The following is a 12,455-nucleotide window of genomic DNA, read 5'->3' on the forward strand; positions in this document are numbered from 1 at the left end:
GCAACTGTTTTAGTGGAGAGGCGGCAGGGTATTCTACTAAGGTCTAATAGAATAACCAAAATTCATCCACTAGGAGGAGCTTATGGAACATATCTATTTAGGAAAATCAGGCTTCCGCGTTCCGAAATACATATTGGGGACGGTCCCGTTCAGCGGGACAAACGGATTTGAAGCGGCTGGAAACGTCAAGGAAGATGTGGCTCGGCGCATGGTCGACATGTCGCTGGAAGCAGGCATCAATATGTTCGATACCGCAAATTTATATTCAAAAGGTGATGCAGAGCGTGTGCTGGGTGCGGCAATCAAAGGACGCCGCGACCAAGTATTGCTCACTTCAAAAACTGGGTTTCCGTTGAGCGACGATCCGAATGTGCGCGGGGCTTCCCGCAATAATATCCTGTCGTCGATCGATCAAACTTTGGAGCGCCTTGGAACAGATTACCTGGACTTGTATTTTGTGCATCTATGGGACGGCCAGACGCCTGTCGAGGAGACGGTGGAAACGATGACGCAATTGGTGAAGTCCGGCAAGATCCGCCATTGGGGCGTTTCGAATTACAGCGGCTGGGCGCTCGCAAGAACCGTTACGATTGCGGAGCAAAATGGTTTTATTCCGCCAATCACCCAGCAGATTTACTACACGCCGGAAGCGCGGGAAGCGGAGTATGAACTGTTGCCGGCAGCGAAAGAGCTTGGGGTCAGTTCAATGATCTGGAGCCCGCTTGGTGAAGGCTTGTTGAACGGGAAAATCGGGCGCAACAAAACTGCGCCTGAAAACACACGGCAAGGTGCCGGATGGCCGGAGCCTTGGGTTCAGGATCAGGAACGCCTGTACCAAGTCATCGACGCTTTAGAGGAAGTGGCGGCGAACCACAACGCCTCGGTTCCACAAATCGCCTACGCATGGGTCCGTGATCGTCCGAATGTCGGGCCGATTGTCATTGCTGCGCGAAACGAAGAACAATTGAAAGAAAACATCGCTTCTTTTGACATTCAATTGACGAAAGAAGAGCAGGACAAAATCGAAGCCGTTGCACGTCCTGTGCCGATTTATCCGCTTTGGCACCGTGCGATGAGCGCACCCGAAATGGGCAGCCCTTCAGAAATCACGTACTTGAATGGTTACCGCAAATCGATGGGAATCGACGAATAAAAATTGGCACTGCCTTAAGACCGAAATCCGGTTTTTGAGGCGGTGTTTTTTTCTGTAAAACCTTTCTTCTGAATAGCCAGAATTTTTGTGATTCAGTAGACTAATAAAACAAGGAAGGGGATTTCTGGAAATCCGCTGGGAATCATGATTACGCGGCGAGAGGAAGAGGCTTTTGAAAACAGAAGAATTATTGAATCTAATTAAAATAAAAACGATCCAAGGCATAGTGCCTGATTTTATAGAAGGAATTCAAATGGATTCCCGAAATGTCGGACCGGGAGATATTTTTGTCTGCATTACCGGCTATACCGTAGATGGCCACGAATTTGTCGAAGATGCGGTGCGCCGAGGCGCATCAATGATTGTTGCGGAAAAAGAAATCAGCCATGTACCGGATGGCCTTAGTATTGTACGGGTAAAAGATTCAGCTAAAGTGCTTGCTCGCCTTGCCAGCCATCTTTACGGGTATCCTGCAGCCAAACTCTCAACTATAGGGGTTACTGGAACAAACGGCAAAACGACGGTTTCGCATATGATCCATGAATTGATGGGGAAAGCCGGCCAAAAATCAGCTGTTGCCGGCACGCTTGGACAAGACGTTCGGAAAACCAAATTCGCCGTTTTGAACCAGGATGATTCATGGTCTGCTTCATTCTCACGGATGACGCCTTTTGAAACGATCAACTACGGGTTATCGGCGGGCACTGATTTTCAGGCAAGCCAAATTAGCTATGATGAACAAGGGACGGAATTTATGCTCGAGTCTCCTGAAGGGATATTAGCTGTGAAAACCGCTTTCATCGGAAAATTCAATGTGTACAATGTGCTCGCAGCCCTTGCTGCATTGTATGCATATGGCATGGAAATCGAAACGATGCTTGAACATTTGCCGGAAATCTATCCGGTGGAAGGGCGGATGGAGAAATTGGCATCTTCAGACGGGCCGACGGTCTATATCGATTATGCGCATACACCGGATGCCATTGAAAAAGCGATCGACAGTCTGTTGCCTTTTAAAAAAGGCCGTCTGATTATCCTTATTGCCGGGGGGAATTACCGCGATTAGCTCAAACGGCCGATCATGGCAGAAAAAGCATCGATTGCGGATTACGTCATCATCACAACTAACAATCCGGGGCAAGAGCCGAGCCGTGAAATTCTTCAAGCCTATGAAAAAGGCATGCTTCATAGCCGATATAAGTTAATAGCAGAAAGAGCGGAAGCGGTCCGGCATGCCATTGATATTGCGGAGAAAGAAGATATTGTGCTGTTAACGGATAAAGGGCATGAAACGACTTTGCTCGTGGGCGACAGGTATCTGCCTTACACCGAGAAAGAAATCGTTTTAGAGCAGCTTAATTTTCAGGCGATGAATAAAGAACAAGTAAATTAAGCAGAAATAAAAGAACACGAAAAGGCATCGATGTTGCTCTCGAAAAGAGTAAAGAATCGATGCCTTTTTATGTTGGTTAAATAGCTTTTTAGCAATTTCACATTTTTTCCAACTTTAGCTGTTGAATTAAAAGAATTATTGATAAAATTAGAGAAATGAAATTTTTAACATCTTTTTGAAACTTTGGGAGCTGTTCTCCCATTTACTTTTAAGGTAGAGGTGCAATTATGAAAAACATATTCATCATCATCGCGACTGCCGCGGTTGAAACAGCGGTGCTTTGGTCTATATCCTTATTTTTTGACTGGAACTTCATCGATATCATGTTGCTTGGCGGCTTATTGATCTTTGGAGCTATTTGGCTCCTGCAGCTTTACTCCAATCAAACCACTAACCAATACAACGCATTTTCAAGGATTGATAACAGGCAGGAAACGCCGCAAGCCATACCGTTCTATTTTAAGATCTCGCCTTTGGTTTACGGATTGTTGCTGTTTAACCTAATGAGTTTCGTAATTACAATAGTGAAGTTTTATCCATATTTTATTGATTGAATTCACCTTTCTAAAGCAAAAGGAGCGTCCGCTATGGCTAATTTTAAAGTTGCAGCCCTTGTCTTTTTGATTTTAATTTCTTTAACGGGCTGTTCGGAAAAGAACGAGGAAATTGAGAAGCAAGAAGTGGAACCGAGCTTTTCGTTCGAACAGAAAGAGCAGGAGTTTACAGTCGTGAATTATTTGCCGGCTATGGAGGAGTTTATCAAAGCGGCAGAGGCGGATCCGGATAATAAAGACGAACTCTACAAAAAGATCGTTCATGGCAGCCTTCGTGATCATGGATTGGGCTATAGTATTTTAGAGGAATGGATATTCGCCGTGCCGTTTGATTTAGCCAAATTGGAAGCGGCTGTAGCGGAATTAGCGGAGCCAAAAGAACAGTATGAAGCAGCTATAAAAGAAGCGCTCGTGTCATCGGCTGAGCTTCTGCCAGGTGAAAATAAAACGATACATGTTTTTCCTTCATTGCCTGAGTTTGCGAGATCGATGGAAGAGGTGGATTACGTAACCGGTTTTGTCTGGGAAAAAGGCGACATGGTCCTTTTACTTGACCCGCGTTTTGATGAAGATTCGCTGAGGCAGACGGTAGCCCATGAATACCACCATATGGTTTACGAAGAAATGCAAAAAAACCTTTTATTCACAGTAGCTGAAAGAACGGTGATGGAAGGGAAAGCAGATGTATTTGCGAAAATGATATACCCGGAAGCCAGTCCGAAATGGGCGAACTTTTCATCAGAATCTGAAAAAGCACATGCAGTTGAAAATTTCAAAGCATTTAACCAATCGGCAGATCCGGAAATAATTATGGAGTTCCATAACGGCAATCCCGCAAAGCAAATACCGCAATGGGCTCACTACAAAATTGGAAACGACATGGTCCAGACTTATTTGAGCGAGCATCCAGAAATGTCCATTCCAGAATGGACCGCACTGGAGACAGAGGCGTTTTTAAAGAATAGCGGATACCAGGATGCAGAACAATAAAGAAAAGGCGGCGATTTGTATCGATATCAAAGTGGACTACCCCTTCATTTATTTTCTAGGCGATCACCGGATCGTCTTCGTTTATGAAATCACTTCAAAAAAAGCCGTCAATGCTGAAGTGCTGTTCAATAGCGACCGGTTCAGAGCAATTGAGATGAGCGAAGAGGAAGCGTTTGAAACGTTTAGACACGGAGGCAGGACGACGCCGGAAGGAACCAGCTTCTTTATGAAAGAGGATGAGTTAGCGTAGCTCGTGAAGCAGATTAATCGGGTGATTCAAAAGACACGAGACGAGGAGTAGCGATAAATCTTCTTTCTGTTCAAAGTGAGGGGTGGAAAAATGACAAGTATTACTTTTCTTGCTTCTTCAAGACCTTTTATTTTGTCAAAAGAAATTGAAGAGTATAATGCACAGACCAAATTTGAGGTTGAAAAAGACTACATGACTTTTTCTTTAGAAGAGGTTAATCCATTTTGGAGAAAACAAATCTTTGATCTATTTTCTATGCCCTATCTTTATGAGGTTGAAGGAGCAGGCAATCGATTGTTTTTGTTGTACCTTGAAAAGTACATGGAAGAAGGAGATGTGTATGAACTATATTATCTCCCAAATCAACATACATTCAAAAAATATATTGAAGAAGCGAAAGAGAATTCTAATTTTATTGAAGTAAATTCTGGAAGTTTTATCTATAAAGACGCTAGTGGAAGTTACCAATTTAACTCTAAAACCTGGATTGAAGAATTGAGCCATCGGAAATATATCACGCACTACTGCATAACTAGGTTTGTGAAATATGAGAATGGACAAACTAGCTTTAAATAAAAGGGTTTAGGGAGTGAAAAGTGATGCACTACTTTGAAAGAAAGTTAAGATTCAAAGATTTGGAGATTTGGGATATTGTCTTGGATGAACGGATCTATCGAATAGCCATTATAGATGAAAAACGTGCACCAACTTTGATGGACCTGGATATTCCATTTTCAGCTATAAGCGAAGAGTTAAGACGGAATATAATCAATGTGAAAATCTACTCTGAAGAAACTGTAAAGGAAGAGCATATTGAAAAGTTGGATGAGTTTGCTAAACAATTAACAGATCATGTGGCTTTGGCCCACTGCGATATTGTTATAAAGTTTTTCACTGGGAATACGGATGAAAGTATAAAGCAATTGTTAAAAGAAAAATACAATATAGTTTATGATGACATTCCATTAAAAAAATTATGGCATTTAAACCAAGACTAATTATTTCTGAACTTATTAAAAAGACGCTACAGAAAGAAGTGACAAAATGGTAGAAAAGATTGCAGTACTGGCAGATATTCATGGCAATTACTCAGCGCTTCAGGCAGTGCTGAAAGAAATTGACCAGGATCCGGATATTGTCCGGATTTATTGCGTAGGTGATATGGTCGGCATCGGCTATGAAACCGACGAAGTATTGGAAGCTCTTTGTTCACGGGATGATGTGACGATGATTCTGGGGAATCATGAAGAGGAAATGCTGGCCCTTTTAAACGGTGAAGAAAGCGAAAGCCAGGGCGGCGAAAGAGTACATCATGAGTGGCTGCTCGACCGGATGGATAAAAAGTTCATTCCGGAACTCAAGGCTCTTCCAAAAGAGCTGACGGTCCGCCATGGCGGCAAAAACCTCCTGTTGACCCATTATCATTTGGATCCAGCGAAAAAATACTTGCCAATCGATGCAGATCCGACATGGGAAAAATTCGAAATTCTTTATAAGGATTCCGCTGTGGATCTCGTATGTTTCGGCCATCATCATCCTGTCCATTATTTCTCGACTAACTCGAGAACCTATTTGAATCCAGGCTCTCTTGGCTGCAGCAATTGGCCATATGCCCGGTATGCCATCGTGTCCTTTAACGGGACAGTCGAAGTGGAATTGAAAGAAGCAGCCTATGGCAATAAAGAATTTCTAGCAGGCTATGAAAAGTTGAAAGTCCCTGAAAGAGATTTCATTTTGAGCATTTTTCACGGCAATCAGCATTTGCTTTAAAGGAAATCTATTTTTACTATTTGCCTGTAGAGAGGATATAAACATGAAAACAATCTATAGTTTTAAGTCTGTGAAAGCCTATGAAAAGTATCAAGGTATAACAGAAAGCTTTAATAAGCGCTTACTAGATTACCAGAAAGTAATGGAAAAAGACTTTGCTTTGACCGAACTTCCAAAAGCCTTTGTTTGGACTTCAGCAGAACTGGCGACGACGGTTTTTTCAGAAGTGCCGATTCCCGCGTTTACAAATAAGGATGTTATTTATATGTCACCGGATCTTGCAGAATGGCGGCAGCTTTTTCTGAAGCAATTAGACGGCAAAGACTTGCCCCATATCGAGCAGTTCTATGCGAACTACTCGGAAAATCAGCTGTTCACCATCGCAGCACATGAGCTGACGCATCATTCCGATTTATTTGTGGATGAATTTGACGTTGAGCGGGATGACAGCATTTGGTTTGAAGAAGGCATGTGCGAGTATTTGCCGAGAAAGCTCCTATTGAGCCCGTCAGAGTTTAATGAAATTACAGCTATTGAAAGTGAATTGGTGAAGGTTTTTACAGAAGACTATGGCATGCGTTCTCTCGATGAATTTGGAAGCGCTTCTTATCTTGGAAGTTTGTCGAGCATCATGTTCGATTATTGGCGGAGTTTTTTAGTAGTAAAAGAACTTGTAGAGGACCAATTTGATAATGATATCCAGGCGGTATTTGAACAATACAAACGTTGGCATGACGATGGACGGAAAATGCCATTGACCGTGTTCTTCGGAGTAGCCGAACAATAAAAAGAATGGGAAGGTAAAACATGATCAATCCATTAAAATTACAAGCAGCAACCAGACACGCGGAAGTGGATACTCCCGTATTTCTCGGAGAAGGGGCTTGGCATCATGCCTGGAAAGTATGTAAAAATGGAAGCGATTGGGTGCTGCGGATTCCGAAAGAAGTAGCGTATGGCCAACCGGTTCTGTATGATGAGGCCGCTTTAAAAGCAGAATACGGGGGAACCGAACTCTATTATGCGGCCGTCAATCAAGCGGTAAAGGGTGCAGCGCCTATGCATTATTCCTTTTTCGTGACGGAAGAGCTGACATACACGCTGGAATCTTTTGCCGGAACCGCCATCGAGCTTGCGGAAATAAATAGGGAAGCTGCTTTTCAATTAGGCCAAGACATTGGAGAAATCTACCGGGAAACGGAAAAAATTCCTCATGGATTATCCGGCTACGGTTTTCTTGCGTGGTCTACAGAAGAGGGGCTTCGGGGCAGCATCGCGGGAGATGCGCATCAAGGGTTGAAAGAAGAAAGTGAAGAGCAATTGGCGGATTATGAAACTTTGTGCCAGAGTCACCCGGAATTAAAGAGTGAAGTGGTCGAGAAGGCAATCCATTGGGCAGCAGTGCTCAGGCAGCGAAGATTTACAATGCCTCTCCTAACCAACCAGGATGCTTCACCTGAAAATATATTGATGAACGGCACTCAAGTTTGCCTGATTGATCCTTATCCGATCGTCTATTATCCAAGAGGAATGGCTGGCAATTTCATGAACTTATACGAAAACTATTTTGTTTCCCTCTCTGCTACCGAACGATACAGAAAACATCGATTTGACGTACACGAAGCGAAGATGAAAGCGATCGCTGAAGGTTTTTTAGCTGGCTATAGCGAAGGCAATACAGAAATCGTCCGTGAAGTCAGAGGGGAACAGCTGCTGCAAGTGCTCGAATCGGCCTTTAGTCACCTCCAATTACTGGAAGGGGAGCTGAGAAAAGAAACTGAAATCCGTTTTGGCACGAAGAAAGAAATAGCTGCCCGGTTGCCGCTATTCTTAACGGAGCTCGAACGACTGGCGGCTATCAATATTAATAATGAATCTATAGTTTGAAGGGGGAACCTTATGGGTTCAAGAATCATGCATTTGATTATTGCAGATAAAGTTTCAAAAGGTTTAGATATGAGCGATACCCGGGAAGTCTTATTAGGCGGCATTGCACCAGACGCTGCTTTTGGACGTGCGCGAAAAGACGCGTCGCATTTCTTTGGAGGGGATTTAGATGACGGCACACGATTTGTGGACTATCACGCTTTTAAAGAAAAATACCCGCAAGCTGTGGAAGATGCATTCGGGCTTGGCTATTTCATTCATTTGATTGCGGATGATGTCTGGCTCAAACGCATCTATTTCAAGAATGATTTGAAGCGGCGTGTGGATAGAGACCCGACTTTATTGGAGCGATGGCACAGCGATTTCCGGAAGATGAATAGCCGCTTGCTTGAACAATACAGCGCAAACGATTTACAGGAGATTTTGGCGGGAGCAGAACTCTCCAAAAATCCTGTTGAGGAAATCCGAAAGGACGACTTGCGGCTATTCAAAGAAGAAACGCTTGGTGACTTTATTTATTCGAAAGACGAGCTTGTAAGGGAACTGGAAGTATACTCCTGGGAAGAGGTTCTGTCATACATAGAAGAAGCAGCGGACAAAGCGGCAGAAGAATGTGCGCTCCTTCTAAAAGATTCTGCACGTCGGTAAATTGAAAAACCAGGTGGGGGCAAAACAATGGAGAAGTTCGTTTTTTTATTTGGTCCGCAAGCTGTCGGAAAAATGACAGTTGGACAAGAGCTCGCGGCACTGACAAATTTAAGGTTATTCCATAACCATATGACGATTGATTTGTTGGAGCCTTTGTACGGATTTACAGAGGAAATGTGGCGTCTCAACACCCTGTTTCGCCGGCAGATTTTCGAAAGCTTTGCGGGAAGCGAAGCGTATGGAATGATTTTCACGAAGCTCTGGTATTTCGACAAGCAAGAGGACTGGGACGAAGTGGAATGGATGTGCACGCTTTTCAAAACGCAAGGCGTCGAGCTTTATTTCGTGGAGTTGGAAGCAGATACGGAGGAGCGCCTCATCCGCAATAAAACTGCGCACCGGCTAGAACACAAGCCGACCAAACGCAATATTGAACAGTCCGAACAGCATCTGCTCCATACGATGCAGCATAACCGGGTGAATTCTGTCGAAGGGGAAATCACGGAAGCGAATTATCTGCGGATCAATAATACCGCTTTGAGTGCACAAGAAACAGCGGCTTTAATCAAGAGGAAGTTTTCTTTATAAGGGGGACGATCATGCCATTGGCTGTTTGGAAAGGTGCCGCTGCAGTAGTGATGGAAAATGGGCGATTGCTGATGATCAAATCTACAGAAACGAATGCGTGGAGCATTCCATCAGGCGGTTCAGAAGAAGGCGAAACACCAGAACAGGCTTGCATCCGTGAAGTTTGGGAAGAAACAGGATTTAAAGTTGCTATTCATGAGGAGTTGCCGGTTAAAAGAACGCAGATTGGAGATTACGATGTCACGACCCATTATTTTCTTTGTGAAAAAATAGCGGGTTTTATTTCGTATCAGGACCCTGACGCAGAAGTGGAAGAAATCGGGTGGAAAACTGCCGAAGAAATCAGCGGGTTGGTCCATAATTATCCAGAAGACGTGGAGATGCTTGTGTCACTTGTTCAAAAATCGATAGGGGAAGAAGTTTAAATGAGAGACCGCGGTGCAGTGGTCATCATTCAAAACAATCGGGTCGCATTAATCAAACGCGTGCGGACCGATTCAATCTACTACGTCTTTCCTGGCGGCGGGATCGAGGCCGGGGAAACCCCGGAAGCGGCAGCAGAACGGGAAGCGTGGGAAGAACTTGGAGTAAAAGTCGAAATCCAGGAATGCCTGGCAACAGTTGAGTTTAACGGCAAGCAGTATTTTTTTTCAGGCAACCATAGGGGAAGGCGAATTTGGTACGGGCATCGGCGAAGAATTCAATGACCTTCAAAGAGGCGCATACGTGCCTTTATGGATCGAGTTGAATGAACTGGACCATTTAGACGTAAGACCGAGAAAAGTTGCAGACATCATACAAGACAGACAGAAGAGAAACGGAAATTAAGTTTCTCTTCTTTTTTTACATTTCTTTTAGTAAAACTGTAACAATATAGAAAGCAAGACGTGTTACATAGAGAAAAGATAAAGGGGGAGCGAATGAAAAAGCAGCAGCTGGAAACTCTTTATGAAAACTATTCAAAACCCCTTTATTATTTTTTATGGAAAATGTCCGGTTCGTCTCATTTAGCTGAGGACCTGACACAGGAAACCTTCGTTCGCGCGACGATTTCCCTCCATACTTATGAAGGGGAAGAAGCACGCGCCTGGCTGTTCAAAGTGGCGAGGAATATTTACATTGACGAATGGCGGAAACGGAAACGCAGACAAGCGATTCCGTTCCTGAACTTGTTTTATTCAAACGAAGAAATGATCAGCCCTTACGGATTGCCTGAAGAATCCATGTTGTCTCAAGAGGCAGCAGGGGATTTAAACGAATTGTTAAGCTTTTTGCCGGAGCATTACCGGACGATCCTGTATTTGCGGGAAGTTGAACAATTTACATACGCCGAGATTCAGGAAGCGATGGAGCTGTCGGAAGACCAAGTAAAGGTCAATTTGTACCGGGCACGGAAAAAGCTGGAGGCTATCGGGAAAAAGAGAGGGTGGCATGATGGGCGAATGGAATAAAGAATTGGAAAAGAAAATATTGAAAAAATCGCGCTTTACCTTGACGATGCGGATTCTGCGGGTTTTTGTCTTGGGAATACTGGTATATGGGATTTATAGTATTTTGTTGAGTGTGGTTTCGGATCGTTTTCAATTCGCTGAAGAAAATGATTTTAATACGAAGCTCGCTTTGGAATGGAAGACACCGAATGTTAGAGGAACATTTGACTACACAGCAGCTGGAATTTCTTTTTTCGGAACAACAGAAGTCACATATCCGATTGTCAAAAAGGTGGGGAAAGAAGACCTGGTCATCGGTGAAGCAAAAGCCGTCAAGCGTTTAAGCGACACCAACTCGTATATTGAATACCAAACACCTGGAAAGGATCAGCTTAACTTTTTCCCTTTCTTTTATCCGGAAGACCCAAGAACTGGGGATAAACTAGATGCGAATCCTGAACCGGACGTGTGGAAGACTTTAGACATGCTGCATGAAGGGATCGTCGGAGAATTGGCATTCTCGACGGACCGCTTCATGGAGCCGGAAGAATTGATTGAAAGCCTGGAACCTTACGATGTGGATATTCTCTGGATGCAGCTGCATACGGGGGAATACACGGAGTTCAGTCCGGGAAGCTCCGGTGGCAGTGCGACAGAAGTAACTGTATATGATGGTATCGGGCTTCCGCCTGCACGGACGACGGCCGAAGATTATTTGTCGAGCACGATGGCTTTTGAACTGGACGCATCATCGGTCGAAGAAAGCAAAGTTGCGATGCTCGATAATATGGAAAAGCTGATTTCGGACAAATCCACTGATTATCTTGAGTTTTATCTTGGACTTAGCCATTTTAAAACTCGCTATGATTATCTAAAAGAAAACGGATTTACCGTTTACGGTGCTGTTGTGACTGGGCCTGTGAAAGAATTATTGAAGCTGCAGGATGAGGAATGGGTTCGGGGTGAACAATTAGGCGAAGTGGAATTATGGAACTGGAGTGAAGAATAGCTTAGCCACTGTGTTTTAAAACAGCAGATCGAAGAACCTTTAGAGGCGAAAGCGCGTCTTTCTAATTAAACGGGGACTAAAGGAGAATTGGATGAAACACGCATGTATTTTTGATATGGACGGAACTCTTTTTCAAACAAATCGAATTTTAGAAGCGGGGCTCGAAGATGCGTTTTCGCATTTGAGAAGCAAAGGGTTATGGGATGCGGCAACGCCGATCGGACAGTACCGCGACATCATGGGGGTACCGCTGCCCAAAGTTTGGGCGGTCCTATTGCCTGATCATTCCCAAGATGTACGGGATGAAACGAATGGCTATTTCCACGAATGCTTGATAGGGAATATCCAAAAGGGCAATGGAGCTCTCTATCCGAACGTCGAGAAGTTATTCAGCCACTTAAAGAACCTGGGCTATCCAATTTTCATCGCAAGCAACGGGCAGACCGAATATCTCAAAGCGATCGTGGATTTTTATGGATTGGATCAATGGGTGACTGAAACCTTCAGCATTGAACAAATCCCGACCTTGGATAAAAGGGATCTCGTAAAATCGATTGTTGAAAAATATTCTCTTTTGGAAGGTACAGTTATCGGCGACCGGCTTTCTGACATCCAAGCCGCAAAAGCCAATGGGCTGACAGCTATCGGCTGCCGTTTTGATTTTGCGCAGGAATCGGAACTGAGAGAAGCGGATTTTATCATTGAAGACCTTCAGGAAATCAAAGGGCTTCTTCCGGCAATTGGAAGAAATCATGCTATGAATATCAAAGTCTGACAGTTGTT

General features: G+C 44.0%; 16 protein-coding genes and 1 pseudogene. All 17 read left to right on the forward strand.

Annotated elements, in window-relative coordinates:
• Positions 1-82: 82 nt before the first annotated feature.
• The 17 genes and pseudogenes from AC2EXB_RS06055 to AC2EXB_RS06135 all read left to right on the forward strand — a co-directional run bounded on the left by AC2EXB_RS06055 (position 83) and on the right by AC2EXB_RS06135 (position 12,447).
• Positions 83-1,153 (forward strand): aldo/keto reductase, encoded by a 1,071-nt coding sequence (locus AC2EXB_RS06055; RefSeq protein WP_483604105.1) that lies wholly within the window; start codon positions 83-85, stop codon positions 1,151-1,153.
• Positions 1,154-1,379: 226 nt separating this feature from the next.
• A pseudogene (locus AC2EXB_RS06060) lies at positions 1,380-2,546 on the forward strand (Mur ligase family protein).
• Between the two features lie 227 nt (positions 2,547-2,773).
• Positions 2,774-3,100 carry a hypothetical protein gene (locus tag AC2EXB_RS06065; protein ID WP_483604106.1) on the forward strand — a complete coding sequence of 109 codons (327 nt, stop codon included), beginning with the start codon at positions 2,774-2,776 and terminating at the stop codon, positions 3,098-3,100.
• Positions 3,101-3,133: 33 nt separating this feature from the next.
• Positions 3,134-4,090, forward strand: a complete 957-nt coding sequence (locus AC2EXB_RS06070; protein ID WP_483604107.1) for a DUF2268 domain-containing putative Zn-dependent protease — start codon at positions 3,134-3,136, stop codon at positions 4,088-4,090.
• On the forward strand, positions 4,077-4,340 hold the full coding sequence (locus AC2EXB_RS06075; RefSeq protein WP_483604108.1) for a hypothetical protein: 264 nt from the start codon (positions 4,077-4,079) through the stop codon (positions 4,338-4,340). Before AC2EXB_RS06070 ends, AC2EXB_RS06075 begins: the two co-directional genes overlap by 14 nt.
• 90 nt (positions 4,341-4,430) lie before the next feature.
• On the forward strand, positions 4,431-4,916 hold the full coding sequence (locus AC2EXB_RS06080) for a hypothetical protein (protein ID WP_483604109.1): 486 nt from the start codon (positions 4,431-4,433) through the stop codon (positions 4,914-4,916).
• A gap of 23 nt (positions 4,917-4,939) precedes the next feature.
• A complete protein-coding gene (locus AC2EXB_RS06085) occupies positions 4,940-5,338 on the forward strand; it encodes a hypothetical protein (protein WP_483604110.1) in 399 nt (132 codons plus the stop codon).
• 46 nt (positions 5,339-5,384) lie between these two features.
• Positions 5,385-6,110 carry a metallophosphoesterase family protein gene (locus AC2EXB_RS06090; RefSeq protein WP_483604111.1) on the forward strand — a complete coding sequence of 242 codons (726 nt, stop codon included), beginning with the start codon at positions 5,385-5,387 and terminating at the stop codon, positions 6,108-6,110.
• A gap of 43 nt (positions 6,111-6,153) precedes the next feature.
• The gene (locus AC2EXB_RS06095; RefSeq protein WP_483604112.1) at positions 6,154-6,897 is read left to right on the forward strand and encodes a hypothetical protein; all 744 of its coding nucleotides are present in this window, start codon (positions 6,154-6,156) and stop codon (positions 6,895-6,897) included.
• Between the two features lie 20 nt (positions 6,898-6,917).
• Positions 6,918-7,997 carry a hypothetical protein gene (locus tag AC2EXB_RS06100; protein WP_483604113.1) on the forward strand — a complete coding sequence of 360 codons (1,080 nt, stop codon included), beginning with the start codon at positions 6,918-6,920 and terminating at the stop codon, positions 7,995-7,997.
• 12 nt (positions 7,998-8,009) lie between these two features.
• On the forward strand, positions 8,010-8,645 hold the full coding sequence (locus AC2EXB_RS06105) for a hydrolase (RefSeq protein WP_483604114.1): 636 nt from the start codon (positions 8,010-8,012) through the stop codon (positions 8,643-8,645).
• Between the two features lie 27 nt (positions 8,646-8,672).
• Positions 8,673-9,233, forward strand: coding sequence for an AAA family ATPase (locus tag AC2EXB_RS06110; protein ID WP_483604115.1), 561 nt, complete (start codon positions 8,673-8,675; stop codon positions 9,231-9,233).
• Between the two features lie 11 nt (positions 9,234-9,244).
• A complete protein-coding gene (locus AC2EXB_RS06115; protein WP_483604116.1) occupies positions 9,245-9,658 on the forward strand; it encodes an NUDIX hydrolase in 414 nt (137 codons plus the stop codon).
• Positions 9,659-9,940 (forward strand): NUDIX domain-containing protein, encoded by a 282-nt coding sequence (locus AC2EXB_RS06120; protein ID WP_483604117.1) that lies wholly within the window; start codon positions 9,659-9,661, stop codon positions 9,938-9,940. It begins immediately after the preceding gene.
• 213 nt (positions 9,941-10,153) lie between these two features.
• Positions 10,154-10,684 carry a sigma-70 family RNA polymerase sigma factor gene (locus tag AC2EXB_RS06125; protein WP_235198757.1) on the forward strand — a complete coding sequence of 177 codons (531 nt, stop codon included), beginning with the start codon at positions 10,154-10,156 and terminating at the stop codon, positions 10,682-10,684.
• The gene (locus AC2EXB_RS06130; protein ID WP_483604118.1) at positions 10,668-11,672 is read left to right on the forward strand and encodes an anti-sigma factor; all 1,005 of its coding nucleotides are present in this window, start codon (positions 10,668-10,670) and stop codon (positions 11,670-11,672) included. The genes AC2EXB_RS06125 and AC2EXB_RS06130 overlap by 17 nt, the downstream gene beginning before the upstream one ends.
• 91 nt (positions 11,673-11,763) lie before the next feature.
• On the forward strand, positions 11,764-12,447 hold the full coding sequence (locus AC2EXB_RS06135) for an HAD family hydrolase (protein ID WP_483604119.1): 684 nt from the start codon (positions 11,764-11,766) through the stop codon (positions 12,445-12,447).
• Positions 12,448-12,455 lie beyond the last annotated feature (8 nt).

This window comes from Planococcus alkaliphilus, assembly GCF_057031095.1.

Bases quoted from the DNA above. Each gene is read 5' to 3' on its own strand.
- AC2EXB_RS06085 (WP_483604110.1), top strand. From the start codon at position 4,940: ATGCACTACTTTGAAAGAAAGTTAAGATTCAAAGATTTGGAGATTTGG.
- AC2EXB_RS06055 (WP_483604105.1), top strand. From the start codon at position 83: ATGGAACATATCTATTTAGGAAAATCAGGCTTCCGCGTTCCGAAATAC.
- AC2EXB_RS06130 (WP_483604118.1), top strand. From the start codon at position 10,668: ATGGGCGAATGGAATAAAGAATTGGAAAAGAAAATATTGAAAAAATCG.
- AC2EXB_RS06120 (WP_483604117.1), top strand. From the start codon at position 9,659: ATGAGAGACCGCGGTGCAGTGGTCATCATTCAAAACAATCGGGTCGCA.
- AC2EXB_RS06065 (WP_483604106.1), top strand. From the start codon at position 2,774: ATGAAAAACATATTCATCATCATCGCGACTGCCGCGGTTGAAACAGCG.
- AC2EXB_RS06115 (WP_483604116.1), top strand. From the start codon at position 9,245: ATGCCATTGGCTGTTTGGAAAGGTGCCGCTGCAGTAGTGATGGAAAAT.
- AC2EXB_RS06080 (WP_483604109.1), top strand. From the start codon at position 4,431: ATGACAAGTATTACTTTTCTTGCTTCTTCAAGACCTTTTATTTTGTCA.
- AC2EXB_RS06110 (WP_483604115.1), top strand. From the start codon at position 8,673: ATGGAGAAGTTCGTTTTTTTATTTGGTCCGCAAGCTGTCGGAAAAATG.
- AC2EXB_RS06125 (WP_235198757.1), top strand. From the start codon at position 10,154: ATGAAAAAGCAGCAGCTGGAAACTCTTTATGAAAACTATTCAAAACCC.
- AC2EXB_RS06105 (WP_483604114.1), top strand. From the start codon at position 8,010: ATGGGTTCAAGAATCATGCATTTGATTATTGCAGATAAAGTTTCAAAA.
- AC2EXB_RS06075 (WP_483604108.1), top strand. From the start codon at position 4,077: ATGCAGAACAATAAAGAAAAGGCGGCGATTTGTATCGATATCAAAGTG.
- AC2EXB_RS06090 (WP_483604111.1), top strand. From the start codon at position 5,385: ATGGTAGAAAAGATTGCAGTACTGGCAGATATTCATGGCAATTACTCA.
- AC2EXB_RS06135 (WP_483604119.1), top strand. From the start codon at position 11,764: ATGAAACACGCATGTATTTTTGATATGGACGGAACTCTTTTTCAAACA.
- AC2EXB_RS06070 (WP_483604107.1), top strand. From the start codon at position 3,134: ATGGCTAATTTTAAAGTTGCAGCCCTTGTCTTTTTGATTTTAATTTCT.
- AC2EXB_RS06095 (WP_483604112.1), top strand. From the start codon at position 6,154: ATGAAAACAATCTATAGTTTTAAGTCTGTGAAAGCCTATGAAAAGTAT.
- AC2EXB_RS06100 (WP_483604113.1), top strand. From the start codon at position 6,918: ATGATCAATCCATTAAAATTACAAGCAGCAACCAGACACGCGGAAGTG.